The sequence below is a fragment of the Streptomyces sp. NPDC127106 genome (assembly GCF_042677605.1).
Taxonomy (GTDB): domain Bacteria; phylum Actinomycetota; class Actinomycetes; order Streptomycetales; family Streptomycetaceae; genus Streptomyces.
In genome coordinates this window covers 434,703-461,596 of the sequence record NZ_JBHXTC010000001.1, presented here as the reverse complement: position 1 = coordinate 461,596, position 26,894 = coordinate 434,703, and the positions used below count along the sequence as shown (strand labels likewise).

Annotated in this window: 21 protein-coding genes, 2 pseudogenes and 1 riboswitch; of the genes and pseudogenes, 21 read left to right on the top strand and 2 right to left on the bottom strand. The window is 72.6% G+C overall.

The features are described from left to right. Positions 1–170: 170 nt before the first annotated feature. From ACFVGY_RS01965 to rfaE2, 12 genes and pseudogenes are all read left to right on the top strand, one after another. Positions 171–917, top strand: a complete 747-nt coding sequence (locus ACFVGY_RS01965; RefSeq protein ID WP_385669428.1) for an SDR family oxidoreductase — start codon at positions 171–173, stop codon at positions 915–917. A 102-nt stretch (positions 918–1,019) separates the two neighbouring features. After that, a pseudogene (locus ACFVGY_RS01960) lies at positions 1,020–1,255 on the top strand (SDR family oxidoreductase); the annotation flags it as partial. 267 nt (positions 1,256–1,522) lie between these two features. After that, positions 1,523–2,494: a lactonase family protein gene (locus tag ACFVGY_RS01955; RefSeq protein ID WP_385669425.1), complete on the top strand. Its 972-nt coding sequence runs from the start codon at positions 1,523–1,525 to the stop codon at positions 2,492–2,494. Between the two features lie 165 nt (positions 2,495–2,659). Beyond that, positions 2,660–3,622: an NAD-dependent epimerase/dehydratase family protein gene (locus ACFVGY_RS01950; RefSeq protein ID WP_385669422.1), complete on the top strand. Its 963-nt coding sequence runs from the start codon at positions 2,660–2,662 to the stop codon at positions 3,620–3,622. An 84-nt stretch (positions 3,623–3,706) separates the two neighbouring features. Then, positions 3,707–5,362, top strand: a complete 1,656-nt coding sequence (locus ACFVGY_RS01945) for a carbamoyltransferase (RefSeq protein WP_385669419.1) — start codon at positions 3,707–3,709, stop codon at positions 5,360–5,362. Positions 5,363–5,364: 2 nt separating this feature from the next. After that, positions 5,365–6,441: a glycosyltransferase family 2 protein gene (locus ACFVGY_RS01940; protein WP_385669416.1), complete on the top strand. Its 1,077-nt coding sequence runs from the start codon at positions 5,365–5,367 to the stop codon at positions 6,439–6,441. A 77-nt stretch (positions 6,442–6,518) separates the two neighbouring features. After that, a complete protein-coding gene (locus ACFVGY_RS01935) occupies positions 6,519–7,130 on the top strand; it encodes a D-glycero-alpha-D-manno-heptose-1,7-bisphosphate 7-phosphatase (protein ID WP_385669413.1) in 612 nt (203 codons plus the stop codon). After that, the gene (locus tag ACFVGY_RS01930) at positions 7,127–8,206 is read left to right on the top strand and encodes a glycosyltransferase family 9 protein (protein ID WP_385669410.1); all 1,080 of its coding nucleotides are present in this window, start codon (positions 7,127–7,129) and stop codon (positions 8,204–8,206) included. Before ACFVGY_RS01935 ends, ACFVGY_RS01930 begins: the two co-directional genes overlap by 4 nt. Beyond that, positions 8,203–9,165, top strand: a complete 963-nt coding sequence (locus tag ACFVGY_RS01925; protein ID WP_385669407.1) for a glycosyltransferase — start codon at positions 8,203–8,205, stop codon at positions 9,163–9,165. Before ACFVGY_RS01930 ends, ACFVGY_RS01925 begins: the two co-directional genes overlap by 4 nt. Continuing rightward, entirely contained in the window at positions 9,162–10,433 is a 1,272-nt protein-coding gene (locus ACFVGY_RS01920; protein WP_385669404.1) for a glycosyltransferase, read from the top strand. The genes ACFVGY_RS01925 and ACFVGY_RS01920 overlap by 4 nt, the downstream gene beginning before the upstream one ends. A gap of 138 nt (positions 10,434–10,571) precedes the next feature. Beyond that, positions 10,572–11,219 carry an SIS domain-containing protein gene (locus ACFVGY_RS01915; protein WP_385669845.1) on the top strand — a complete coding sequence of 216 codons (648 nt, stop codon included), beginning with the start codon at positions 10,572–10,574 and terminating at the stop codon, positions 11,217–11,219. After that, positions 11,216–12,613, top strand: coding sequence for a D-glycero-beta-D-manno-heptose 1-phosphate adenylyltransferase (gene rfaE2 / locus ACFVGY_RS01910; protein ID WP_385669401.1), 1,398 nt, complete (start codon positions 11,216–11,218; stop codon positions 12,611–12,613). The genes ACFVGY_RS01915 and rfaE2 overlap by 4 nt, the downstream gene beginning before the upstream one ends. Positions 12,614–12,686: 73 nt before the next feature. On the opposite strand, the gene ACFVGY_RS01905 is transcribed toward rfaE2, so the two are convergent. Beyond that, the gene (locus ACFVGY_RS01905) at positions 12,687–13,955 is read right to left on the bottom strand and encodes an MFS transporter (RefSeq protein ID WP_385669398.1); all 1,269 of its coding nucleotides are present in this window, start codon (positions 13,953–13,955) and stop codon (positions 12,687–12,689) included. A gap of 395 nt (positions 13,956–14,350) precedes the next feature. Between ACFVGY_RS01905 and ACFVGY_RS01900 the strand changes: the two genes are divergently transcribed. From ACFVGY_RS01900 to metE, 9 genes and pseudogenes are all read left to right on the top strand, one after another. Then, the gene (locus tag ACFVGY_RS01900) at positions 14,351–15,457 is read left to right on the top strand and encodes a glycosyltransferase family 9 protein (protein WP_385669395.1); all 1,107 of its coding nucleotides are present in this window, start codon (positions 14,351–14,353) and stop codon (positions 15,455–15,457) included. A 144-nt stretch (positions 15,458–15,601) separates the two neighbouring features. Further along, complete coding sequence (locus ACFVGY_RS01895) at positions 15,602–16,165, top strand: hypothetical protein (protein WP_385669393.1); 564 nt, start codon at positions 15,602–15,604, stop codon at positions 16,163–16,165. A 384-nt stretch (positions 16,166–16,549) separates the two neighbouring features. After that, complete coding sequence (locus ACFVGY_RS01890; protein ID WP_385669390.1) at positions 16,550–17,236, top strand: HemK2/MTQ2 family protein methyltransferase; 687 nt, start codon at positions 16,550–16,552, stop codon at positions 17,234–17,236. A 28-nt stretch (positions 17,237–17,264) separates the two neighbouring features. After that, positions 17,265–17,480, top strand: a complete 216-nt coding sequence (locus ACFVGY_RS01885) for a CDGSH iron-sulfur domain-containing protein (RefSeq protein ID WP_385669387.1) — start codon at positions 17,265–17,267, stop codon at positions 17,478–17,480. Positions 17,481–17,563: 83 nt separating this feature from the next. Further along, the gene (locus ACFVGY_RS01880; RefSeq protein WP_385669384.1) at positions 17,564–17,848 is read left to right on the top strand and encodes a hypothetical protein; all 285 of its coding nucleotides are present in this window, start codon (positions 17,564–17,566) and stop codon (positions 17,846–17,848) included. Positions 17,849–18,108: 260 nt separating this feature from the next. Next, positions 18,109–18,255: pseudogene (locus tag ACFVGY_RS01875) on the top strand (pirin family protein); the annotation flags it as partial. Positions 18,256–18,344: 89 nt separating this feature from the next. Continuing rightward, entirely contained in the window at positions 18,345–18,740 is a 396-nt protein-coding gene (locus ACFVGY_RS01870) for a hypothetical protein (RefSeq protein ID WP_385669381.1), read from the top strand. Positions 18,741–19,335: 595 nt separating this feature from the next. Continuing rightward, positions 19,336–22,431: a tetratricopeptide repeat protein gene (locus ACFVGY_RS01865; protein ID WP_385669378.1), complete on the top strand. Its 3,096-nt coding sequence runs from the start codon at positions 19,336–19,338 to the stop codon at positions 22,429–22,431. A gap of 159 nt (positions 22,432–22,590) precedes the next feature. After that, a riboswitch (cobalamin riboswitch) is annotated at positions 22,591–22,750 on the top strand. 190 nt (positions 22,751–22,940) lie between these two features. Then, positions 22,941–25,265, top strand: a complete 2,325-nt coding sequence (gene metE, locus ACFVGY_RS01860) for a 5-methyltetrahydropteroyltriglutamate--homocysteine S-methyltransferase (RefSeq protein ID WP_385669375.1) — start codon at positions 22,941–22,943, stop codon at positions 25,263–25,265. Positions 25,266–25,379: 114 nt separating this feature from the next. Here the strand turns inward: metE and ACFVGY_RS01855 are convergent, their stop codons facing one another. Then, complete coding sequence (locus tag ACFVGY_RS01855) at positions 25,380–26,795, bottom strand: short-chain fatty acyl-CoA regulator family protein (protein WP_385669373.1); 1,416 nt, start codon at positions 26,793–26,795, stop codon at positions 25,380–25,382. Positions 26,796–26,894 lie beyond the last annotated feature (99 nt).

The following is a 26,894-nucleotide window of genomic DNA, read 5'->3' as shown; positions in this document are numbered from 1 at the left end:
GCGCAGGCACGCTGGATGCGGCCCTAAGCGCCGCCTGGTGGCCTAATCCCGCGCGCCGGGTGCCCGGTCCCTGCCCAAAGTAGGTCCCACGAGACGCGACGGCCCCCGGCCCCTCTACTCCGAGGGCGGGCGGCGTCGGGCGGTGGAACCCAGGGAAGGCAAGGCACAGCATGAACAGCGCGGTACAGGTCGACCTGACGGGCAAGCAGGCTTTGGTCACCGGCGGGGCCCGGGGTCTGGGCGCCGCCATCGCGCGGCGGCTCGCAGCGGCCGGCGCCTCCGTCCTTGTCGCCGACGTACGCAAGGACCTCGCTCAGGAGCTCTGTGCGGACCTGGTCGTGGCGGGCGGCCGTGCCCGCTTCGTCGAGATGGACGTGTGTGACCCCGACGCGGTCGCGGCCGTCCTCGGGGACGTCGCGGCGGACGGCGGTCGGGTGGACGTCCTGGTCAACAATGCGGCGGTCGATGTGTCCAAGTCCGTCGAGCACCTGACCGCAGAGGAGGTCAGGCACGTGGTGACCACCAACCTGCTCGGCCCGATGTACCTCTGCCTGCACACGTACCGGCGCATGGTGGCCGCAGGCGGGGGCCACATCGTGAACATCCTCTCCACCGCAGCGAACCGGACGTGGACGGAAGCGGGCCCCTACGCGGCGAGCAAGTCCGGGCTGCGTGCGTTCACCCACACCCTGTTCAAGGAGGCCCAGCGGGACTGCACCGGGATCGGCGTCACCGGGATCATCGCCGGCGGAATGGAGACCGCCTTCATCATGGACCGTTTCCCGGACGCCGACACCGCCCTGCTCCAGAGTCCGGAGATCGTTGCCGACACGGTGATGTACGCGCTGTCCGTGCCCGCCGGGAGCGTGGTCGGCGAACTGGTCGTGGTGCCCCGCCGGGAACCCTCCTGGCCGTGACGGAAGGCTCGACCATGATCAGCCCATTGGACTTTTCCCCCACCACTGCGGTGGTCACCGGCTCCGACTCCGGAATCGGCGCCGGGCCGCCCGTTGACCGCCGTGAATGCCGTGGCTCCGGGCGAGATCGCCACCCCATGACCGGCCAGGAGGACGAGGACGTGCGTACGGAACCCCGGCCGGGCGACGCCCACGAGGTCGCCGCCGTCATCGCCTTCCTGGCCGGATCCTCGGCTTCCTGCGTCACCGGCGCCTCCTGGGCGGTGGACGGGGGCATGCTGCGGACGGGACGCATGGCCGGGTCACACATGGACCACGACCGGTGGCGCCGGCCCTGAGTGCCGGTCCCATCCGGGCAGGTCCGCTGGCTGCCGGGCAGACCATCCCGATCTGTGTTTCCCCCTGGCGGCCGAACCTGAGGCCCCCTACCGGCCCCGTCGGGCGGGTGCCTGGCGGCCGGGTGTTAGTTTCGCCCGGTGGCAGGGGACCGACGGCGGAAAGACCACCCGGTAGGCGGCGCGGGAAGCATGTACCGGGGCGCCGGACAGCGCGCTCACATCGGTTCGTTCGCCTCCGGCGGAGGCCGCGGGATCACCACGGCGGCCGTGGACCCCGTCACGGGGGCGCTCACCGTACTGGGCGTCGTCGAGAGCGCGGGGGACGCCCCGTGCCTGGCCCTGTCCGCCGACCGGCAGGTGCTCTACGCCGCCGGGGGGACCGACCACGGCATGGCGGCCGCGTACCGGATCACCGCAGACGGCCTCGCTCCGCTCGGAGAGCCCGTTCCTGTCGCGGGCCTCGGTCCCGCGCACTTGAGCGTCGTCGGGGACCAGCTGCTGATCGCCAATTACACCTCCGGCAACGTGAGCAGCCTCCCGATCGCGGCCGACGGCAGGCCACAGGGCCCCGCCGTCGTCCTGGACCACCGCGGCCGTGGGCCCGACCCCGAGCGCCAGGCCGGCCCGCACGCCCACCACGTGACGCCGGATCCGAGCGGCCGCTGGGTGCTCAGCGTGGACCTCGGCACCGACTCGGTACGCGTGTGCCTGCCCGACCCGGCCGGCGGGCCCCTCCGTGTACGGGCCGAGACGCCGCTGCGTACTGGGAGCGGCCCCCGGGAGGTGTCCTTCCACCCCCGCGGAGACGTGGCGTACGTGATCCACGAGCTGGAGCCGCAGCTGACCGTCTGCCGGTGGGACGCCGGCTCCGGGCGCCTGTACCCCATGGGTGAGGTCGCGCTTGGCTCGGCCGACGCCGCGGCGGACCCCAGGGAGTACCCGTCGGTCACGCTCGTCTCGGCGGACGGTCGCTTCATCTGGGCGGCGGTCCGGGGCAGCAACCTCATCACCACCCTGTCGCTGTCCGACGGCCCCGAAAAGCCACGGATCACCGATGTGGCGAACTGCGGCGGTCAATGGCCGCGGCACCTGGCGGCCGGCCCGTCGGGGCGCCATCTGTACGTGTCCAACGAGTGGTCCGGCGACGTCACCTGGCTCGGCACCGATCCCGAGACCGGACGCCTGCACCCGGCCGGCAGGCTGGACGTCCCAGCCGCCGCCTGCGTCGTCCTCGGCTGAACACGGCCGCCGTCACCCGACTGCCTGATCCCACGTGCCGCACTACTACGGTTCCAGCAGGCTGGAGGCCGTACCTGCGGGCTTCTTCCCTGCGTGAGCGGGGCCGTGTGTCGCCCCTCCCGGTTGCTGCGTCCCGCGCTGTCCCTGCCGTACGAGGAGATCACCATGGGCTCATCGCATGCGCCGCGTTGGAAGCACGCCGTCGTCACCGGCGGTGCGGGCTTCGTCGGCTCCCACCTGTGCTCCGCCCTGCTGACCGCGGGGACCGCCGTCACCTGCGTCGACGACTTCAGCACGGGGCGGCCGGAGAACATCTCAGAACTGGGGGACCATCCCGGATTCTCCCTGCTGGAGACGAACGTCTCGCGGCCCTTCACGATACGAACGGCTCCGGACCTCGTTCTGCACCTGGCCTCCCCGGCTTCCCCCGCCGATTACCTCCGGCTGCCGCTCCACACATTGGAGGCGGGCAGTCTCGGCACGCGCAACGCCCTGGAGCTGGCACACCGCAGCGGGGCCCGCTTCGTCCTCGCCTCCACGTCCGAGGTCTACGGGGATCCGCAGGAGCACCCGCAGAGCGAGCGGTACTGGGGGCACGTCAATCCCGTCGGCCCGCGTAGCGTCTACGACGAGGCCAAACGCTTCGGTGAGGCGCTGACCAGCGCCCACGCCTCGGCCCTGGGCACGGACGCGTGCATCGTACGGCTGTTCAACACCTATGGTCCGCGTATGCGGGGCTACGATGGTCGCGCTGTTCCCACGTTCATCCGCCAGGCGCTGGCGGGGACCCCACTGTCCGTCACCGGTGACGGTCTGCAGACCCGTTCCTTGTGCTACGTCGAGGACACCGTCGCCGGCATCCTCGCGGCGGCCGACCACGGGATGCGGGGGCCCGTGAACCTCGGCAACCCCGACGAGCTCACCATGCTGGAGCTGGCCCGCTGGATCGTCGAACTGACCGGTTCCTCCTCGGAGATCACTTTCATCGAGCGGCCGACCGACGACCCGACCGTGCGCTGCCCCGACATCACGCTGGCAAGGGACAAGCTCCAGTGGGAGCCGCGCGTGGCGGCCGAGGACGGGCTGCGCCGCACCATCGCCTGGTTCCGCGCGGAGAGTGACGACTGACTTCGGCGCTGCCTCGTGCTTCACCGGCGGCTGCACCCCTTCCGGCCGCCACCGGGCTCCCTTAGCCGAAAGGTCTCATCCGTCATGCGCATTCTTGGAATCAACGCGCTCTTCCACGACCCGTCCGCCGCACTCGTCATCGACGGCCGTACGGTCGCGGCCGCCGAGGAGGAACGGTTCTCCCGCCGCAAGCACGGCAAGCGGCCGGTACCCTTCTCCGCCTGGGAATTGCCTGAACAGGCCGCGGCCTGGTGCCTGAAACGTGCCGGTCTGCGTCCGCAGGACCTCGACGCCGTGGCGTACTCCTATGATCCCGCTCTGGCGCGGCCGACCGACGCCATGGGTCTGGACGACCCGTGGGACCACCTCCGCCAGACGTACGCGCGTGAGGCGCCGCGCTTCCTGGCGACCGCCCTGCCCGGCCTCGACCCCGGTCGCGTACGCTTCGTTCCGCACCACATGGCCCATGCCGCGTCCGGTGCGTTCGCGGCCGACGGCGCGGACCGGAGTTCCGTCCTGGTCCTCGACGGACGCGGAGAGCGTGCTTCGCACCTGGCGGCGCGCCGGATCGGCGACAGGCTGGAGCCGCTGTACGCGCAGGACCTTCCGCACTCGCTCGGACTGGTCTACGAGGAACTCACCGAGCACCTGGGGTTCTTGAGGTCCTCCGACGAGTTCAAGGTGATGGCGCTCGCCTCCTACGGGAGTCCGCGGATGCTGGCCGAGCTGCGCCGCTACGTGTACCCGACGGTTGACGGTGGCTTCCACGCCACCGGCGTCCCCTGGAGCGAGTTCTGCCCACCCCGCGGCCCGGACGAGCCGTGGACCGGAGCACACGCCGATCTCGCCGCAAGTGCCCAGGCCGTCCTGGAAGAGACGCTGCTCGACCTGGTCCGCTGGCTCCACGGCCGAACCCACGATGACGTGCTCACCCTCGCTGGGGGCGTCGCGCTGAACTGCGTGGCCAACACCCGCATCGCGCGCGAGGGTCCCTTCTCCCGCGTATGGGTACAGCCCGCCGCCGGAGACGCGGGAACGGCGCTGGGTTCCGCGCTGCTCCTCGGCGCCGGAGCGGGCGACGCCCCCGGGCCCATGGCTGGCGCGGATCTGGGCCGCGACTGGTCGGACGCGGAACTCGGTGCCTGGCTAAAGACGGCGGGAGTCCCCTTCGAGAGGCCCCCGGACATCGCGGTCACCGTCGCGGAGTCGCTCGCCGACAACGCGATCGTGGCCTGGTTCCAGGGCCGTTCGGAGTTCGGGCCGCGGGCCCTGGGGCACCGTTCGCTGCTGGCCCACCCCGGGCACGCGGGAAACCTGGAGCGTCTCAACGACGTCAAGGGCCGTGAGCAGTTCCGCCCCGTGGCCCCGATGGTGATCGCCGAGCGAGCGGCCGAGATCTTCGACGGGCCGCTGCCCAGCCCGTACATGCTGTTCGTGCACGACGTGGTTCCCGACTGGCGCGAGCGCATTCCGGCGGTGGTCCACGTCGACGGCACGGCCCGCATCCAGACCGTGGAGCCGGAGCGTGAGCCCCTGGTGGCACGGATGCTCACCGAGTTCGAACGGCGCACCGGACTGCCGGTCGTCGTCAACACCAGCCTGAACACCGCCGGCCGGCCGATGGTCGACGATCCCCGGGACGCCCTGGAGTGCTTCGGCTCATCGCCGGTGGACCTGCTGGCCATCGGACCGTACGCCGTGCGGCGGGGCGGCATCTTCCGTGCCGCAGGGGAAGGATGACCATGATTCTCCAGGCATCCGTACCCTCGCCCCCATACGCGATCGTCGTGCCCACCCTCGGCCGACCCAGCCTCAGGGCCTGCCTGGACGCCGTGGCCGCCGCGACGGCCTCCGGCTGCGGCCCCACACGGATCGTCCTCGTACACGACCGTCCCGGCCCTGACGGAACCCCGCCGGCTCTAGACGTCCCCCAGGCGCTCCGGCCGATCACCACCGTCGTGGCCGGCCGGGCCCGGGGCCCGGCGGCCGCCCGCAATACGGGGGTGCGGGCGGCGGGTCAGGTGCCCTGGATCGTCTTCCTCGACGACGACGTGGTGCCGGGACAGGACTGGGGAGAGGACCTGGCGCGTGATCTGGCCTCGGCGTCCCGCGACACCGCGGCTGTCACGGCCCGTATCGAAGTGCCCCTTCCGTCCGGCCGCCGTCCCACGGACTGGGAGCGCAACACCGCCGGTCTGGCCACCGCCCGCTGGATTACGGCAGACATGGCTTTCCGTCGGGAGGCGTTGGACGCCGCCGGCGGCTTCGACGAGCGCTTCCGGCGCGCCTTCCGCGAGGATGCGGACCTGGCCCTGCGCCTGATCGAAGGCGGCTGGGTCCTGGCACCCGGAAGCCGCCGCACCACTCATCCGGTCCGCCCCGCCGATCGCTGGATCTCGGTCCGGCTCCAGGCCGGCAATGCCGACGACGTACTGATGGGCCGACTGCACGGTCCGGGCTGGTGGGGGCGGGCGGGCGCCCCGCGCGGGCGCCTGCCGCGCCATGCCGCCGTGACCGCGGCCGCAGCAGCGGCCGTGGCCTGTGCGCTCGCCGGGAGGAGGGGCGTCGCCGCGTGGTGCGCGGCCGGCTGGGTGGCGGGCGCCGCCGAGTTCGCCGCTGCCCGGATCACACCCGGGCCGCGCACCCGGGACGAGGTCGTCACCATGGCGGTCACGAGCGCGGTCATCCCCGCGGTGGCGGTCTGGCACTGGATGCGCGGAACGGTCGTACACCGCCGTGTCAGGCGGGCGGATCCGGCTGCGCCGCCCGGGAGCCGCCCGGCTTCGCAGGAGGCTCCCCGCGCGCAGGTGCGGTCATGAGGTACCGGCCCGTCCCAGGCACGTCCCCCTGGCTGTGGGACTGCCCTGATGCGGCCAGGACCCCGCGTCGACGCGGGATGTCCGGCTGGCTTCCGGAAGCGGTCCTCTTCGACCGTGACGGCACGCTGGTCGTCGACGTCCCGTACAACGGCGATCCCGCCCGGGTCTTGCCCATGCCCACGGCGCTGGCCGCGGTGACCGAGCTGCGCCAGTTCGGGGTGCCGTTGGGTGTCGTGAGCAACCAGTCGGGCGTCGCACGCGGGCTCCTGACGCAGGAGCAAGTGGCGGCGGTGCGCCGACGCGTGGACGAACTGTTCGATCCGTTCGACGTGTGGGCCGTGTGCCCCCACGGCCCTGCGGACGGCTGTGGCTGCCGCAAACCCGCACCGGGCCTGATCCTCGCCGCGTGTCAGCGGCTGGGCGCGGCCCCCGAACGCACGGTGGTCGTCGGGGATATCGGCTCCGACGTGCGGGCCGCCTGCGCCGCGGGGGCGCGCGGGGTCCTGGTCCCGACGCCCGTGACCCGTCCCGAAGAGGTCGCGGCCGCCGGAGAGACGGCGTGCGATCTGCTCGCCGTCGTCCGGCTCGTCTCGTCCCCGGCCAGCTCCGGAGCCGCCCGGGACACGGACGACGTGCCGGCGCGCGGACCACTGCGGGAGCGCCCGCGCGCTGTCGGCGGTGGCGGATGAACGCCCCGCGCAGTCTCGTCGTACGGCTCGACAGCGCCGGGGACGTGCTGCTGGCCGGGCCTGCCGTGCGGGCGGTGGCGGCCGGCTCGTCCCACACCACGCTGCTCTGCGGGCCCCAGGGCGTCGCCGCGGCGCGGCTGCTGCCCGGCGTGGACCAGGTGTTGGTGTACGGAGCCCCCTGGGTGGGGCTGGAGCCGGGCCGCACCTCGCGCGAGGAGTGCGGCCTGCTCGTCGATGCCCTCGCAGCCGGCCGCTTCCACCGCGGCGTGATCCTGGTGTCCCACCACCAGAGCCCGTTGCCGGCGGCGCTGTTGCTCGCGCTCGCGGGAGTGGAGCAGGTCGCGGCCGACTGCGAGGAATACCCGGGATCCCTGCTCGCGCTACGCCACCACCGGCTGCCGAACCGCCACGAGGCGGAGGCGGCCCTCGACCTGGTGCGTGACTTCGGTTTCACGCTGCCCGACGGCGACGACGGCGGCCTCCGCGTGTCCGTCCCGCCCGACACGACGCGGCTGACCGGTCCGGAACCCTATGTGGTGCTGCATCCGGGAGCCGCGGTGGCCGCCCGAGCCTGGAGCCCGGCCAGGGCGACGCGCGCCGCGGCCGCGCTGCACGAGGCGGGTCACCGGGTGGTGGTCACCGGCAGCCCTGCGGAGAAGGAACTGACCGCCGTGGTGGCCGGCCGTCACGGGCTCGACCTGGGCGGCGGCACGGCCGACCTGCACGAGCTGGCCGGAGTTCTGGCCGCCGCGCGGGTCGTGGTGGCGGGCAACACGGGCCCGGCCCATCTGGCCGCGGCCGTGGGCACGCCCGTGGTGTGCCTGTTCGCACCCGTGGTGCCGGCCGGCCGGTGGCGGCCGTACCGGGTGCCGCACGTGCTGCTCGGTGATCAGCGGGCTTCGTGCGCCGGCAGCAGGGCGAGGGTCTGCCCCGTCGAGGGGCATCCATGCCTGGACTCGGTGGGTGACGACCAGGTGCTGGCGGCGGTCGCAGGACTCCTCACGAGCAGGCCGCCGGGCGGCCGCAGACCGATACCGCCCGAGCCGAGCCAGACCGACGGAGGAGTGACCGTATGAACATCCTGCTGTGGCACGTGCACGGTTCCTGGACCACCGCGTTCGTCCAGGGGCCGCACACCTACCTCGTACCGGTCACCCCGGGCCGGGGGCCCGACGGACTGGGCCGCGCCCGCACCTTCGACTGGCCCGAGTCGGTGCGGGAGGTCACTCCGGCCGAACTGGCCGACGCACCGGTGGACCTCGTCGTGCTCCAGCGGCCCCACGAAAGGGAGCTGGCCGAGCAGTGGCTGGGCCGTCGCCCCGGACGCGACGTCCCCGCCGTGTACCTGGAGCACAACGCACCGGACGGCGACGTCCCGCGCACCCGTCACCCCTGCGCCGACCGCGAGGACCTGACGCTCGTCCACGTTACCCACTTCAACCGGCTGTTCTGGGACAACGGTGCCACCCGCACCGAAGTCATCGAACACGGCATCGTGGACCCCGGCCACCTCTACACCGGTGCGCTCCCTCGGGCGGCCGTGGTGACGAACGAACCGATCAGGCGGGGCCGGCACACCGGAACGGACCTCCTGCCCGAGCTGGCCCGAGCGGCGCCGCTGGACGTCTTCGGCATGCGGACCAAGGGCGTCGCCGAGCACTTGGGCCTGCCCGAAGAGCGCTGCCGTGCCTACGAGCTGCCCCAGCGTGAGCTGCACAGGGCGATGGCCGAGCGCCGCGTGTACCTGCACCCCGTGCGCTGGACCTCGCTGGGACTGTCGCTCCTGGAGGCCATGCACCTGGGCATGCCCGTCGTGGCGCTGGCCGCCACGGAGGCCGTCGAGGCCGTCCTGCCCGGCACGGGGGTCCTGTCCACCCGGCCGGAGGTGCTGGCCCAAGCGGTCGTCCACTACCTCAACGAACCCGAGGCGGCTGCCGAGGACGGCAGGCGGGCCAGGCAAGCCGCGCTCGAACGGTACGGCCTCAAACGCTTCCTGGCCGACTGGGAGCGCCTGATGACGGAGGTACGGTCATGACACCCCCCAGCGCCCGCCCCATACGGTCGCCCAACCGGCTCGGGTCCCTGTCGTTGGCCCTGGTCTCCGAGCACGCGAGCCCCCTCGCGACACTCGGCGGCGTCGACGCGGGCGGCCAGAACGTTCACGTCGCCTGCCTCGCCGGGGCATTGGCCGACCGCGGGCACCGCGTCACGGTGTACACGCGGCGTGATGCCCGGGGCCTGCCGACCGTCAGCCGATTGCGGCCGGGCGTGACGGTCCACCACGTGCCGGCCGGACCGGCCGAACAGCTGCCCAAGGACGAACTGCTCCCGCACATGCGGGAATTCGCGTACTACCTGATGCGCCACTGGCAGGAGAACGGTGCACCCGACTTGATCCACTCGCACTTCTGGATGTCCGGGCTCGCCTCGCTGGCGGCGGCGCGGGAGCTCGGCCTGCCGATGCTGCACACCTACCACGCGCTGGGAACGGTCAAGCGGCGCCACCAGGGTGCCGCCGACACGAGCCCGCCCGCACGCATCGGCTGCGAGCGGGAGGTCGGGTTCGGCTCCGACCGGATCGTGGCCACCTGCCGCGACGAAGTCACCGAACTCGCCCGCATGGGCCTCCCCGAGAACAAGGCCGACGTCGTACCGTGCGGCGTGGACAGCGAGCGGTTCCGGCCGGACGGACCGGTCGCCGAGCGCGGAACTGCCCATCGCCACCGGCTGCTCCAACTCGGCCGGCTCGTCCCGCGCAAGGGGGCGGCCCTGTCCATCGCCGCTCTCGCCCACCTACCGGACGCGGAACTACTGATCGCCGGCGGCCCCCCACCCAACCGGCTCGACTCCGACCCCGAGGTGCGGCGGTTGCATGCCCTCGCCCGGGCAGCGGGCGTCCACCACCGTGTGCGCTTCATCGGTGCGGTGCCCTGTGACGCCGTGCCGGACTTGCTGCGCAGCGCCGACGTCGTGCTGTGCCCGGCGGACTACGAGCCGTTCGGCATCGTGCCGCTGGAGGCCATGGCCTGCGGCCGGTCGGTCGTGGCCAGCGCCGTCGGCGGCCAGCTGGACACCGTCGCCGACCGGGAGACCGGGCGGCTCGTGCCGCCCGGAGACGCACTCGCTCTCGCGGAGGCCACCGCCGAGCTGCTGGCCGACGAGCCCGTACGCCGGGCGTACGGGGAAGCCGGGCGGCGGCGCGTCCTGAGCCGTTATGACTGGTCCCAGGTCGCCGCCGCGACGGAACGGTCCTACCGCTCGGTGCTCACCGGACGGCTCGTGGCCGCCGGGGCGAGGACGTGAGCCCCGTGCTGATCGCTCCGTACGGCTTCTGTCCGACGCTCGCCTCCGGCCGGCCCGGCCGGACCGGTCCCCGCGCAGTACCGATTGCCTGAAGGAGGTGGGGTGCGGACCGCTCTCCCGAGCGGTCGCCCCGACGCCATGAGCCGAACTCCCACAACCACAGGAGCCCAACAGCACTGCCAGGAACTGGAGGACGCGCTGAGACGTCTGCGCGTGCACGGTCTGGACCAGCTCACGCACTGGGGTCACCGGCTCGCCGTGGTGCTCCCGGCCGGCGGCCGCCTCCTCGCCGCAGGCAACGGCGGCAGCGCTGCCCAGGCACAGCACCTGACCGCGGAACTCGTCGGCCGCTACCGCGAGGAGCGACCAGCCTACTCGGCCATCGCCCTGCACGCAGAGACCTCGAGTGTCACCGCGATCGGCAACGACTACGGATTCGAGCAGGTCTTCGCGCGGCAGGTCGCGGCGCACGGCCGGGACGGTGACGTCCTGGTCCTGCTGTCGACGTCGGGACGCAGCGGCAACCTGCTGTCGGCCGCGATGACGGCCCGCGCTGCGGGCGTGGAGGTCTGGGCCCTGACCGGAGCTGCCCCCAACCCGCTGGCGGAGGCCGCCGACCAGGCGCTGTGCATCGATGCCGCCTCGACGGCGACCGTGCAGGAGGCCCATCTGGTGGCCGTGCACCTGCTGTGCGAGTCGTTCGACGCGGCCCTTGCCTCCTCCGGCGCCGCCGCCGTCAGGACTGCGTCCCGACGCGCCGTCGCCGCTGTCAGGAGGACCAGGTGACCGGCCGCGCACCGCTGGTCGTGGTCGGTGACGTGCTGCTGGACCAGGACATCCGAGGGGTCGCGTCCCGTCTTGCGCCGGACGCCCCGGCGCCCGTGGTAGATGTCACGGACGACCTCTCCCGACCCGGAGGCGCTGGACTGGCCGCCGTGCTGGCCGCCCGTTACGGCCGGGAAGTCGTCCTGATCACGGCACTGGGCCAGGACCCCGCTAGCAACCGGGTACGGGCGGTACTGGACGGCCGTGTCCGGCTGGTCGAGCTGCCGCTGGAGGGCTCCCTGCCAGTCAAGACACGGGTCCTGGCCGACGGCCGTCCCCTGGCGCGGATCGACCGGGGTGGCGGAGAGGTCGGCCTCGCCACCGCTGCCGTGGGCCGGGCGCTGGCCAGTGCGCACGCCGTCCTGGTCGCGGATTACGGCAGGGGCACGGCGCAGGCGCTGCGGCCCCTGCTGGCAGACACCGCGCGCCGCGTACCGATGGTGTGGGACCCGCACCCGCGCGGCGGATCACCGGTGCCCGGAGCCCGTCTGGTGACACCGAACGCGGCGGAGGCAGCCGCCCTGTGCCCCGATGAGGGTGACTCCCTGGCGGCGCACGCCCGGCGCGGCGCGGAGCTGGCGGAGCGCTGGGGTGCCGCTGCGGTGGCCGTCACGCTCGGTGAGCGGGGGGTCCTGCTGACCCGGCCCCTGTCCGCAGCCCCGATGCTCGTACCGTCCCCGTACCGGGCTGTGGGCGATCCGTGCGGAGCGGGCGACTGCTTCGCCGCCCGGGCGGCCTCCGCACTCGCGGACGGAGGCCTGCCGGAGGAGGCGGTACAGCTGGCGGTGGCCGCCGCCGCAGCCTTCGTAGCGGCGGGCGGCGCCTGCGACCCCGCCCTGTGGCAGTGGTCCTGCGCCCCCGGCTTCGCCCGGCCGGCGGGTGGCGACGCGTTCGTGACGGCTGAGAGCGTTCGGGCTCGCGGCGGAACGGTGGTCGCCACGGGTGGCTGCTTCGACCTCCTCCATGCCGGGCACGTCGGCTTGCTGGACAGTGCTCGGCGGATCGGTGACTGCCTGATCGTCTGCGTGAACTCGGACGCTTCGCTGCGGCGGCTCAAGGGGCCGGGCCGCCCACTGAACCCGCTGGAGGACCGCGTACGGGTGCTGGCGGCGCTCGGCAGTGTCGACGCCGTCGTGGCCTTCGAGGAAGACACGCCCGAGACCCTGCTGGGTCGGCTGCGGCCGGATGTCTGGGTCAAGGGCGGCGACTACTCGGCCGACGATCTTCCGGAGGCGCGGGCGCTGCGCGCCTGGGGTGGCCAGGCCGTCGTCCTGCCGTACCTCGACGGTCGCTCCACGACCGGCCTGGCCGATCGCGCCGCCCGGGCGGCCTCGAGCACCCGGCCCCTGCCGTGAACGGACCAAGCCGGTGCGCGAGGTGTCGCGGCCGCGACCGGGACACAATGCGTGACTCGTCCCCCCGCGCCGATCAGGCGGCGGTGCTCAGCCGGGCCCGGGTGGGCAGGGCCACCTCGGGCATCGGGACGAGCGCCCCGCTTCGGGGCTTGCGGCCCTTCAGTAGATACCCCGTGGTCACGAACGTCGCGATGGCCAGCCCGCCCACGATCAACGTGGCCCGTACACCGGCCAGCTCCATGAACAGTCCCAGCATGGGCGGCGCCGCCAGGCCCCACACGGTGCGGATGCTGGACCAGGCACCGAGCACCCGGCCCCTCATGTGGGCGGGCGGGTCGGTCTGGAGCACCGTGGACTGTGCGGTGTCCCCGACGGATTCCGCCGCAGCCATGGGCAGGACGAGGACCAGGAGCACCAGGAGGGAGGGGGCCAGGCCGGCGAGGATCTGCAAGAGGGCCCCGGCCAGGGTCAGGGCGGCCACCATGCGCACGCTCGGCCTGCGGAGCCGGGCGCCCAGGACCGCGCCGACGATCCCGCCGACGGCCAGGACCGTGGAGACCTTGCTGAAGGAAGCGGCGTCACCGGCGAGGGGCCCGGTGACCAGGACCACCAGGGTGAGGGAGTAGTTGCGGCCGAACAGCGCACTCACCCCATTGAGGGCCGCGAGGGCGACCAGCCGCGGGCGCCGCATGAAGAACGCGAGTCCCTCCCTGGCGCTCATGCTCTTCGCCGCGACCGGTGCGGGCGCTGGCGGCGCAGCGGCGGGAGCGGTTACCGGTTGGACTTCCCGGGAGGGGGGCGCTGCCTTCAGGAACGGGATCACGCCGGCCACGAAAAGGAACGACAGGCCGTTGGCCGCGTAGGCCGCCGCCGTGCCCAGGAAGCCGACGGCCACGCCGGCGAGGGCGGCGCCCGCGAGCCGCCCGGCGCTGTGGACGAGCGAGCCCACCCCGATGGCGGAAGGTACGTCCGGGGCGCGGACGAGATCGTTGCCGAGCAGCGCGCACGCGGGCCCGTCGACGGTGGCGATCAGACCGGTCACCGCCGCCAGCGCGAGCAGCATCGGTAGGTTGAGGCCGTCCAGCGCGACGAGCACGGCCGTGACCAGCGCCACGGCACCGAGCAGGGCCTGTGCGAAGGCGGCGGTCAGCTTGCGGGGCAAGCGATCGACGGCCGCGCCGCCCGCCAGACCGAGGAGCAGGCCGGGCGCCATCTGGATGGACACGGACAGCCCGGTGGCGGCGGCCGAACCCGTGATCTGGAGGACCATGAGGTTCTGCACCGTCAGCTGCATCCACGTGCCGGCGTTGGACACGAAGTTCGCGACGGCCCACCAGCGCATGCTGCGGTAGCGGAGGGACCGCCACGCAGAGCGGTCCGGGGTCGGGGCGGAAGAGGATGCGGAGACAGTGGCAGGCACAGGAAGGATCCAGGACGGAGCGCGAAGCGCAAGAGGCGGCAGGCGGGGGCGGGAACGGACGCTCCGTACCGCCGACGCGCACGGCGACGCCCGGCAGCAGAAGGGGGAGGCACGGCCCCGACCATGGTGGCAGAACCCCCCGCCCGAATCGGTGACCCGAGGCGCCCGACGACACGCCGACAGGGCCCCCGGCCTGGTCTGCCAAGGCCGACGGGGCAGCCGGTGTGTTTGCTCACAGCGGTCACCCGGAACAGGCCGAACACCGTGCGGCGCAACCTGGCGTGCCCCCCGGGACCGTCCTCGGGACAGTGGAGGGCATGAGTGTGCACGAGCGGGCAGGCCACGCTCCGGCCGACCAGGTATCGGCGGGCAGCCGCCCCCAGGTACTGGTTCTCCGGGCCTTGGGCCTGGGCGACCTGCTGACGGTGGTGCCCTGCCTGCGGGCGCTGCATTGGAGCATGCCGGATTGCGACATCGTCCTGGCCGCACCCGGCCGGCTGGCCACCGTCGCGGTCGCCACCGGCCTCGTGGACCGTGTCCTGCCCACGACCGCGCGCAGGCGCGGCGTGCCCGCCGAACTGAGCTGGCAGGGGCCGCCGCCGGAGCTGGCTGTGGATCTGCACGGGAACGGGCCCCCCAGCCACCTGCTCCTCCACCGGCTGCGGCCGCACCGTCTCCTCGCCTACCGGCACGCCGAGACCCCCGACATCATCGGACCCGAGTGGCGCGATGACGAGCACGAGCGGGAGCGCTGGTGCCGCCTGCTGCGCTGGTACGGCATCGAGGCCGACCCCACCGACCTGTCGATCGCCGCCCCTGCCTGTGCCTCGCCCGCCCCGGGTGCCGTCGTCGTTCACCCCGGCGCGGACGCCGGCTCGCGCCGCTGGCCCGTGGAACGGTTCGCAGCGGTCGTACGTGCCCTGCGCCGAGCGGGCGAGGACGTGGTCGTCACAGCGGGCGCGGGCGAGGGGGCGCTGGCGCGGCAGTTGGCGAGGGACGCCGGACTGCCGCAGGAGGCGGTGTTCGGCGGGTCCCGTGACGTGCCCTTCCACGAGCTCTGCGCACTGGTGGCCGGTGCGCGCTGCGTCCTGGTCGGCGACACGGGTCTGGCGCACCTCGCGACGGCCCTGGGCACCCCCTCCGTCGTACTCTTCGGCCCAGTGGCCCCCTGCCTGTGGGGCCCGCCCCCTCACGCGAAGCACCGGGTGCTGTGGTGTCCCGGCGCGGGTGAGGACCCCTTGCGGCCGGGCGACGCACACGCGTCGCTGCCTGATGCCCGGCTCCTGCGCATCACCGTCGGCCAGGTGGTCGAGGCGGTGGCCACTGTCCTTGAACGGCGGCACGTCCCGTCCCGCCGGGGGTCGGTCTCCGCCCGCCCGCACCGGCCCGCGCCGCCGCCCCCAACGGCTGCGCCTTTGGACTGACCCCTCCGGCGTGCAGGCCCGGCACGCCACGAGGCCGGGGGCGGACGTCCAAGAGGGTCTGCCGAGGTCGAGCCCGGAGTGGCGGCCCCTCTCTGCCACGCGGCGGCAGTGGTCGTTCGACCACAGGATGAGGTCCTTTGCCACGTGGTGGAACTCGTGTTCGATGTGGTGACGTTGTGCCGCGGTGGACAGTTGCTTCGCCAGGCTGCGCTCGCCGTGGTGCAGGGCGCGGAGCGTGAGGGTGGTGCCTTCGCCGCGGGCCTCGGACTCTCGCCCGCCGCCGCCACCGTGCCGCTCGTCGCCGCAGACCCCAGCCCCGCACTTTCCCAGATGGGGGGCGCATGGCCTACCGACGGCCGCGTCATCGGCATCATCGCCGACGCCGAGTCCGACCTGGACGGCGTACGAACTGCTCGGCGGGCCGTCCTCGACGCAGGCATGCTGCCCCTCGTCGTCGCCCCGGTCGGCCGCACTCTGACGGCGACGGCGACGGCGACGGCGATCCGATCACCATCCAGCGGACCTACGCCACCGCGCTCCACCGAATTCGACGCCGTCCTGGTCGCCGGCGTGCCCCAGGCCGGCGCGGACGCGTACGGCGCACGCGACGCCAAGGCCGGTACCGTCCGGCCCCCGCAAGCCGTCGACCCGCGCGTCCTCCTGCTCCTCACCGAGGTGTACCGGCACGGCAAGGCCATCGGTGGCTGAAACGCGCGGAGCAGCTCCTCCAGACCGCCGGCATCACAGCTGACGACCCGGGTATCGCCCTGGAGGAGGACGGTACGGCCGTCGTAGAGGCCGTTGCCGCAGCCCTGGCGGACAGGTTCCCGCCTGCCGCCTGAGGGGCCAGAGGTGGGGAACGACGAGGACGGGCCCACGGTGACCTCTCTGGTGAGCCCGATCTCGCCCGCCGTTCCCCCATCGCCCGGCGGGGTACGGCCTCCTCATCGGCCCTGATCTCGATGGCTTCTCCGATTCCGTTCGATGGTCCGAAGATCGCCGGAACGCTGCATGAGGTCGCCCGCCCGGGGCAGCCGCCGTATGACGTCCAAGGAGGGGCCTTACGGGCGCCACGATCCCCGGAGGTACGCGATGTCCAGTACGGCTCTCGCCTTGGGAACTCTCAGCGGCGGCCTGGTCGCGCTGCCGAGTGTCTACCGCCCGCAGGCGGACACCCACCTGCTCGCCGAGGCACTCGCCCGGGAGGAGCTGGGGCCCCGCACCAGCGTCCTCGAAATCGGCACCGGGACCGGCGCGCTCGCTCTGCACGCCGCTCGCAGAGGTGCCGCTGTCACGGCGGTCGACGTCTCCTGGCCGGCCGTCGTGTCAGCGCGCATGAACTCCCTGCTCCGTCGTCTTCCCCTGCGCGTTTTGCATGGCGATTTCAGGGACCGTACCGTCGGCCGACGCTTCGACCTGATCGTGGCGAACCCGCCCTACGTACCCGCTCCGGGCGTGACCTTGCCTTCGCGGGGGCCGCAGCGTGCTTGGGACGCCGGCCCGGACGGACGCCTCGTGATCGACCGGATCTGCGCGACCGCTTCCGCCCTGCTGCGTCCCGGCGGCGCTCTGCTGATGGTGCACTCCGGCATGTGCGGGGCCGAGGAGACCGTGGACCGGCTGGCCGGGGCGGGGCTGTCCGCGCAGGTCACAGCGAAGGCGTCCGTTCCCTGGGGCCCGGTCCTGCGCTCGCGGCGGATCTGGCTGGAGCGGCAAGGCCTGGCGAGCGAGGCCGAGGAATGGGAAGAGCTGGTGGTCATCCGTGCCCAGAACGTCTGACAGCGGTACGTGCCCGGCCTACGGGGGGATGCCCGCCCGCCGCGTGTCCGTGGACCCGCAGGGGCGTCCCGTCCTGATCGAGGGCCCGGTCGAAATCGTCCTGGGCGACGGGACGGTCGCCCGCTCCGACCGGTTCGTGGTCGCCGTCTGCACCTGCCCTCGCAGCCGTACGTACCCCTGGTGCGACACCAGCCACCGCCCCCGCGAGCGAACCGCTCCGCGGCCTGAGGACAGGAACCCGTGATGTGCCCTCCCAGCCCGGACCCGGTCGCCATTGCAGACCGGAGCCCCCATCTGGTGGAGGGGCGGGGCGAGTTGTCCTGTGTCGTGTCGAACGCCTTGCGGTCCGGGAGCCTGCCGCGGTGCGCCCCCGGGGCGGTGCTGGAGGCCGACGCGGGGGGCGAGGACCTCCAGCTCGCCCTCTACCTCCTTTACGAGCTCCTCTACGAGCTTCACTACCGCGGCTTCGACGGCGTGGACGACGCACGCGGCGCCAGGTGTCGCTGGCCGTCCTTCCACTCCGCCGTGTACTCCCGCAGCTGCATGGGGCCGTACGTCGCGATGCGCTCGGCCTTGGCGTCGCGCCGCGGAGCAGCTTTCCTGGCCTTGTAGAGGGTGGTCAAACGGTTGATCGCCTCGTCCTCCCCCTCGGCCTGTCTGCCGCCGGCGTCCCTGTAACGGACCTTGTAGGGGTGGGGCACCTGGCCCACCGGGAGGGGGAGTGCTCGCACTCCTTGAAGAAGCTGCCCATGCCTCGCGGGAGCGTCTTGGCGGCCATCGTTGCGGCCTCCTCGGATTCCGATGCTGACAGTTTGCTGACCGTAGGCCATCCGGAACCCATTTGACCTGCGAAAACGTCGTGCTGCACCGAGATGTTCTGGAACTGGATCGGACGGTCGCACGACGAGATCGCGCAGGCCCGCGAAGACTGGATGGACGGGACGCGATTCGGCGAGGTGAAGGGCTACGACGGCCCTCCGATTCCATCCCCTGAGCTGCCTCCGACCCACCTGAAGCCCTGGCCTTCGCCGGGATCGCAGCCGCTCTCATCTGCTACTGCAGGATGGCGGCCTGACGGGCAGCGTTCGGAAATGGGACGATCCTCAGTGTGATCGGATGGATGCACCACACCCCGCGCTGGACGGTCATATGGGTCTGTGTCATCGCAGCGGCCCTGCTCTTCGTCGGCGCTTCCACGCACGTCACCGACTTCCTCAGCCACGGCCTACACTCCCACGACTGGGCACCGGGCTGGCTCAACCTCTACTGGTCCTCGCTTGCGCTGTTCGACACGCTCGCCGCCATGTTCCTCATCGGGGGAAAACGCCTAGGAGCCGACCTCGCCTGCGTCGTCATGGCGACCGACCTCGCCGCCAACTGGTACGCGACCTACGGCCTCCAGCACAGCAGCCTCGCCGCTCAGCCCGGCCTTCAACGACTGACCGTCTTCGCCGCACTCGTCCTGGGAACGACGCCGTTCATTCGACGGCGCCTCACCAATTGAGACGACGCCTAGGGTGGTCCTACTGGCTTTCCGGTCGGTCGGCTCAGGGGGCCGACCGGCAGACCAAGGGGGAGGACCGGGCTGGTCGAGGCGTCGGCGGCGTTCGCGGCGGCTGCGGGCGGTGCTGGCACCGGGCACGGGTGCGGACCCGGGAAGGGAGCGCGCACGGTGGGGAGGCATACGGCAGGCACGCTTCGAGAGCCTGTCGGAGAGCCTTGACGCCGGAGGACCAGGAGCGGGTGGCCGAGGAGCTGCGGGCGCTACTCGTCTTCGTCACCGGCCCGGACGGTGCCCCGGCCGCTGCCACCGGTAGGGCGGTGAACAGAGACGGAGGCACTGCGGTGACGGGTGTCGAGCGTACCGGCGGAAGGGTCGGTCGGGCCGCGCGAGCCGTGAACACCGGGGACACTGAGGCCAGCGGCCCGGGATCCCGAGCGATCAGCGGTATCGCCGACGCGTAGCCGTCGGGTGGGCATCGACTACGGAACAGCCGAGGGATCGGAGAGCGGTCATGGCCAAATGGCGCTGGGGCAGACGGCGTGACACGGGCGGGCGCACCATGGCACGGGGCACGGCCGTCGAAGGTCTGCGTGTGATGGGTGACATCTCTCCCCCAACGTCCGTGCAGCAGGTGGCGGGGAGCGGGAACGCCTTCGCGTACAACGGCGGCATAGCCGTCACGGGCATCTACAACGACAACTCCTCTGTTCTGCTGCCACCCGAGGTGTTACGTTCCGCGGCCAAGGTGAAGGCCCCTCGGGGGATGAACGACCTGCCTTACCTGCCCGCACACTTCGTCGGCCGAGAGTCCGAACTCGACGCCCTCGACGCCGCCTTGCGGTCGCCCGGTGAGGTGCACCTGCAAGCGGTCCACGGACTCGGCGGAGTCGGCAAGAGCGCTCTGGCGGCCCACTGGGCAGCCACCCGCTCCCGCTCCCGCGGGCTGAAGACGATCCGGTGGATCACCGCCGATGGTCCGGCCGGCGTCCAGCAGGGGTTGGCCGGACTGGCCATCGCCCTGCAGCCCGCCCTGGCCAAGGTGCTCACGGCGGAGGCCCTGGCCGAGTACGCCCTCCAATGGCTGGCGGGGCACAGCGGCTGGCTCCTGGTCCTGGACAACGTCAACGACCCGGCCGACATCGCCGCACTGCTCGCCCGCGCTCCCGGCGGCCGCTTCCTGATCACCAGCCGCCTCGCCACGACCTGGACCACCGCCACCACCGTCATCCGGCTCGACGTCCTGGCCCCGTCCGAGTCCCTCGCCCTGCTCCGCGACATCATCAACGCCGCCGGCCCCCGCGATCTCGACGGCGCTGCCGAATTGTGCGCCGAAATCGGCCATCTGCCCCTGGCGGTCCGCCAGGCCGCCGCCTACCTCGCCCAGAACCCCCTGCTCACCCCGCGCACCTACCTCGACCTCCTGCGTCAGGACCCGGCCGAAACGTTTCGGCGAGGAGAGGAAGGCCGCACTGCGGCCGAGCGCTCAGTCGCCCGCGTCTGGCGCGTGACGCTGGACCGTATCGGCGAACTCCAGCCGTCCGCCGTCGATGTCCTGCGCACCCTGGCCTGGTACGCACCCGACCGCATCCCCGCCCACCTCCTCGACGGTACGGCCGCGCCCCCCGACGTGGCCGGCGCGATCGGCGTCCTCAACGCCTACAGCATGATCAGTGTCGATCCGGCCGCCCGCACCCTCTCGGTGCATCGACTCGTGCAGGGTCTGGCCCGCACGCCCGACCCCGACGATCCGCACCGCGACCGGATCCTCGTCGAGGTGGCCCGCGTCCGCGCGACGTGCCTCCTGCAGGACGTCGTTCTGCCCACCTCCTGGCGGGATCCCGCCTCATGGCCCCTGTGGCGCAGCCTCCTCCCGCACATCGACGCCCTGGTCCAGAACGCGCCGGCCTCCGCCGACCTGCCCGCCACGGCGGATCTCCTCAACCACGCGGGGGGATACCTCCACGGCCAGGGGCTGGGCAACCGGGCCGTCCCGCACCTCGAGAGGGCACTCGCCTTCCGAGAACGAAATCTGGGGCCGCATCACCACCGCACCTCCGACTCCCTGAACAACCTCGCCGCCGCCCGCCAGGCGATCGGTGACCTGGCCGGGGCCATCGAGCTGTTCGAGCGGGCCCTCGCGGTGATCGAGCGGCACATGGGCGAGGACCATCCGCTCAGCGTCGGAACCCGGTCCAACCTCGCGGGGGTCGTCCTGGAATCCGGGGACGTGCGCCGGGCGACGGCCATGTTCGAGCAGGCCCTCGCCGACAGCGTCCGCCTGGGAGGCGAAGCGCACTACCTCTCCATCGTCGTCCGTAGCGGCTTGGCGACCGCCTACCTGGCGGGAGGGCACTTCGACCGAGCCGCCGCCCTGCAGGAGCGGACCGTCGCCATCAGCGCCCAAGTGCTGGGGGAAGAGCACCCCGACACCCTCGCCGCCCGTCTCATCCTCGCCCAGGCAACCCAGGCCGCGGGCGACCCGACCCGGGCCGTCCCGCTGTACGAGCGGCTCCGCCGCGAGCAGGTTCAGGTCCTGGGTGAGGACCACCCGTACGCCCTCGCCACCCACACCAACCTCGCCTCCGCCCACCAGGAGTCGGGAGACACGGCCCGCGCGATCGGCGAGTACGAGCATGCGGTCGAGGACCGGGCGCGCGCCCTGGGCGACGACCACCCTCACACCCTCGCCGCACGCGGCTACCTCGCCGATGCCTATGTCCAGGCCGGGGATACCAAGCGGGCGATCCCGCTCGGCAAGCAGGTACTCGAAAACCGGCTGAGGGTCCTGGGCGCGGATCATCCCGACACCCTCGCCGCCTATGAGAGTCTGGCCGGGGCCTACCGGGTGGCAGGAGACCTGGGCCAGGCAACCGTGCTCTGCGATCAGATCCTCGAAAGCCGGCTGCGTCTGCTCGGCGCAGACCACCCCGACACCCTCAACGCCCGCAGCAACCTTGCTCTCGTCCACATGGAGAGGGGAGATCCGGACAGGGCGATCCCCCTGTTCCAGCGGTCCCTTGCCGAGGGAGTGAGCACGCTGGGCGAGGACCACCCGCACATCCCCTCCGCCCGCCTCAACCTGGCGTCCGCCTACCTGGAGGCCGGTGAGCCGGCCCTGGCGATCCCCCTCCTGGAGCAGGCCCTCGCCGCATACGTCCGCACACTGGGCGAGGAGCATTTCCGGACCCTCAACGCCCTTCACGCCCTCGCTTCCGCCCACCGGGACGCGGGGAACACGGCCGAGGTAATCCCGCTGTACGAACGGATCCTCGCCTCCCACGGACGAACGCTGGGCAATGACGCCCCCCAGACCCTCACGTCGGCGGCCAACCTGGCTCTCGCCCACCTGGAGGCGGGAGACGCGGCACGCGCCCTCCCGCTGCTCAAGACGACCTTCCGCACCCAGAAGCGCACCCTCGGCCCGGGGCACGTCGATTCCCTCACCTCCGGCCACAACCTCGCCCAAGCCCACCACGCGGCGGGCGATCTGGGGAAAGCCATTCGTCTCTACCGGAGAGTCCTCTTCATGTGCGTTCCGCTGCTGGGTGAGGGCGACCCGTTGACGAGATCCACCCAAGCCCATCTGGCGGCAGCCTCCGCCGAAGCGGCAACTCGTCCGCCCAGGTCCGGGGGACGGGGCGCTGGCCGCCAAGCGGAAGATCACGGGCGGCCAGGTCGTGGACCGGGGTAGCAGCGGTAGGCGCAGGAGTTGGTCTCCCGGGTGACGGTGGAGACGGCCGTGGCGTCGGCGATGAGTCCGAATAGTGGGCAGGGGTCGTCGGTGAGCGGGCGGGCGGCCTAGGGTGGTCGGTGCAGCTGGTTCGCCCCGTCCGCCAGGCGGGATGCGTCGTAAGAGGGAACCCGGTGGGAATCCGGGACTGCCCCGCAGCGGTGAGCGGGAACGACCGCCGTCATACGCACTGGGACCGGAACCGGTCCTGGGAAGCGACGGCCAGTAGGTGTCCGCCGGGTACAGCGCCCGGCAGGCGTGCCCGCGAGTCCGAAGACCTGCCCGTTGCCCGCGCGCGGACCCATCCGCATGCGGAGATCCCGGTGACCTCGTGGGCGGGTCGGCGTACATGACGAGCGGCACGTGCGGGCGAACCCGCGACGTGGGCCGCCCGGTCCGTCGTTCCTTCGCGTCCGCGTCCGCGTCCCGTCGCCGGGGCGTCCTGGACACAACTCGCGAAGGAGAGTTCCGTGACAGCGAATCCCGCAGCCACGGCAGCACGAGCCACCGTGTACGGCTACCCCCGCCAGGGTCAGAACCGCGAACTGAAGAAGGCCGTGGAGGGCTACTGGAAGGGCCGCGTCACCGCCGACGGCCTCCGGGAGACCGCGGCCGGCCTGCGCCGTTCGAACTGGCAACAACTGGCCGAGGCCGGTGTCCACGAGGTGCCGACCGGTGACTTCTCGTACTACGACCACGTGCTGGACACCACCGTCATGGTCGGCGCCGTCCCCGAGCGGCACCGCACGGCCGTCGCCGCCGACGCCCTCGACGGCTACTTCGCGATGGCCCGCGGCACCCAGGACGTCGCACCGCTGGAGATGACCAAGTGGTTCGACACGAACTACCACTACCTGGTCCCCGAACTCGGCCCCGATACGGTCTTCACCGCGAACTCCGGCAGGCAGGTCGAAGAGCTGGGGGAAGCCCTCGCGCTCGGCCACGCCGCCCGCCCCGTCCTCGTCGGCCCGGTCACCTACCTGCTGCTCGCCAAGCCCGCTCCCGGCGTGGCGGCGGACTTCGAGCCGCTGACGCTGCTGGACCGGCTGCTCCCGGTCTACGCGGAGGTCCTCGCCGACCTGCGCGCGGCGGGGGCGGAGTGGGTGCAGCTCGACGAGCCCGCCCTGGTCCAGGACCGCACACCGGCCGAGCTGAACGCCGCCGCCCGCGCCTATCGCGAACTGGGCGGCGCCACCGACCGGCCGCAGTTGCTGGTCGCCTCCTACTTCGGGCGGCTGGGCGAGGCCCTGCCCGTCCTGGCCAAGGCGCCGGTCGAAGGCCTGGCACTCGACTTCACCGAGGCGGGCGGTGCGAACCTGGAGGACCTCGCGGCGGTCGGCGGTCTGCCCGGCAAGCGCCTGGTGGCCGGCGTCGTCAACGGCCGCAACATCTGGATCAACGACTACCGGAAGTCCCTGGCCACCCTGGGCACGCTCCTCGGCCTCGCCGCGCGCGTGGACGTCTCCGCGTCCTGCTCCCTCCTGCACGTCCCGCTGGACGCCGCCGCCGAGCGCGACGTCGACCCGCAGGTCCGCCGCTGGCTCGCCTTCGCCCGGCAGAAGACGCAGGAGATCTCCGTCCTGGCCCGGGGACTGGCCCAGGGCACGGACTCCATCGCGGCCGAACTCGCGGCGAACCGGGCCGACCTGGCCTCCCGTGCCGGATCCGCACTCACCCGTGACCCGGCCGTCCGGGCGCGCACCGCGGCCGTCACCGACGCCGACGGGCGCCGCGCGCAGCCGTACGCCGAGCGTGCCGTCGCCCAGCGGGCGCACCTGGGCCTGCCGCTGCTGCCGACCACCACGATCGGGTCGTTCCCGCAGACCGACGAACTGCGCACGGCCCGCGCGGACCTGCGGGCCGGCCGGATCGACACGGCGGGCTACGAGGCACGCATCAAGGGCGAGATCGAGGACGTGGTCTCCTTCCAGGAGAAGACCGGCCTCGACGTGCTGGTGCACGGCGAGCCCGAGCGCAACGACATGGTGCAGTACTTCGCCGAGCAGTTGACGGGCTACCTGGCCACCCGGCACGGCTGGGTCCAGTCGTACGGCACCCGCTACGTGCGCCCGCCGGTGCTGGCCGGCGACGTCTCCCGCCCCGAGCCCATGACCGTCCGCTGGACTTCGTACGCGCAGTCCCTGACGGCCAAGCCGGTCAAGGGCATGCTGACCGGGCCGGTCACCATGCTCGCGTGGTCCTTCGTACGGGACGACCAGCCGCTCGCCGAGACCGCCCGCCAGGTGGCGCTCGCCCTGCGGGACGAGGTGAACGACCTGGAGGCCGCCGGCACCTCCGTCATCCAGGTCGACGAGCCCGCCCTGCGCGAAACCCTGCCGCTGCGGGCCGCCGACCACGCCTCCTACCTGGCCTGGGCCACGGAGGCGTTCCGCCTCACGACCAGCGGGGTCCGGCCGGACACCCAGATCCACACCCACATGTGCTACGCGGAGTTCGGCGACGTCGTCCAGGCCATCGACGACCTCGACGCCGACGTCATCAGCCTGGAGGCCGCCCGTTCCCACATGCAGGTCGCCCGGGAACTCGCCGCCCACGGCTACCCGCGCGAGGCCGGCCCCGGCGTCTGGGACATCCACTCACCCCGTGTCCCCAGCACCGAGGAGGCGGCCGGCCTGCTGCGCACCGGTCTTGGGGCCATCCCGGCCGAGCGGCTGTGGGTCAACCCCGACTGCGGTCTGAAGACCCGCGGCTGGTCCGAGACCCGTGCCTCCCTGGAGCACCTCGTCGCCGCCGCCCGGGAGGTCCGCGCCGGTCTCACCGCCGACAACGCCTGACCCGCACGGTTGCCCCGGGGGCGGCGGCGTGCCGTCCCCGAGGCGCCGCAGCCGGGAGATTTCCTCGACGGGCCAGCTCACTGCGCCGCACGGGGTGACGGTCCGGAGGAACGGTCAGGCGCGGGCGGAGGCGGGAGCGTCCCCGACGGGGTAGGGGACGAAGGTGCTGCTGTTCTCGTCCACCGCCAGGGTGCGGCCGAGGGGCGGGACGGCGCGCTGGGGGCAGTCGAGGCGTTCGCAGAGCCTGCACCCCATGCCGATGGGGGTGGCGGCCGAGGCGTTGTCCAGGTCGAGTCCGTCCGCGTACACGAGCCGGGAGGCGTGCCGGACCTCGCAGCCGAGGCCGATCGCGAAGGTCTTGCCGGGCTCGCCCCAGCCGCCGCGGTGGCGGGTGACCGCGCGGGCGGTCCACAGGTAGCGCTGCCCGTCGGGCATGGCGGCGATCTGGACGTGGATGCGGCCGGGGGAGGCGAAGGACTCGTAGACGTTCCACAGCGGGCAGGTGCCGCCGGCCCGGGAGAAGTGGAATCCGGTGGCGGACTGCCGCTTGGACATGTTTCCGGCCCGGTCGACCCGGACGAAGGAGAACGGGACCCCGCGCAACCTGGGCCGTTGAAGGGTGCTCAGGCGGTGGCAGACGGTCTCGTAGCCGAGCCCGAAGTGGTCGGTGAGCCGCTCGATGTCATAGCGGAACTCCTCGGCGACCGTATGGAAGGCCCGGTACGGGAGGATCAGCGCGGCGGCCAAGTAGTTGGCGACGCCGATCCGGGCCAGGGAGTGGGCGGGGGAGTCCGGCTCGAAGTCCTCGGCGGCCAGGCGGTCCAGTTCGTCGCCGTACTCCAGCAGGGCGAGCTGGGTGGCCATCCGGAACGCCTGCTGACCGGGGCGGAGCCGGTTCGACAGGTGCAGCACCCGGGTGGCGGCGTCGTAGCGGTGCAGTCGATCGCAGTCCGCGGAGATGCGGATCCCGTGCCGCTCGGCCAGCCGGCGGGTCAGCGCACGGATGACGTCCCCGGGGCGGATGCCGATCTCCCGGGCGAGGTCCTCGGCGGCCAGGTCGGTGTCGTGGAGGTAGTTCTGCCGCCGGTAGAAGAACTCGCGGATCTCCTCGTGCGGTGACCGCGGTGCGCCCGGGCCGCCGTCGCGGCCGTCGGCCGTGCCCGCGAGCCGTTCGGCGAGGAGTTGGCTGCGTCGGCCCAGGTCCAGCAGGACGGTGGCGACGGCCGGCATGCGGGTGGCGAGTTCGGTCAGGTCGGAGGCGGAGACGCGGGCCTCGGCGACCTCGCCCGCCAGCGCCTCGCGCAGGTCGGCGACGAGTCGGCTGGTGTCGCGCTCGGAGAAGAAGCCGGGGTCGACGCCGAAGGCCTCGGTCAGCCGCAACAGCACCGGCACGGTGAGCGGGCGCGAGTCGTGCTCCATCTGGTTCAGGTAGCTCGGCGAAATGCCGAGGACCCGGGCCAGTTCGGCCTGGCTCATCCGGCGCTCTTCGCGCAGCCGCCTCAGCCGCGCTCCCGCGTACGTCTTGCTCACCTGGGCTCCTTCGGCCTCGCTCCGGCTTCAGCGTACGCACGATTCTGCCGTTGCCAACCTTCGCAACCTTGGCACATGCGCCGCAGAAGATTCGCAGAA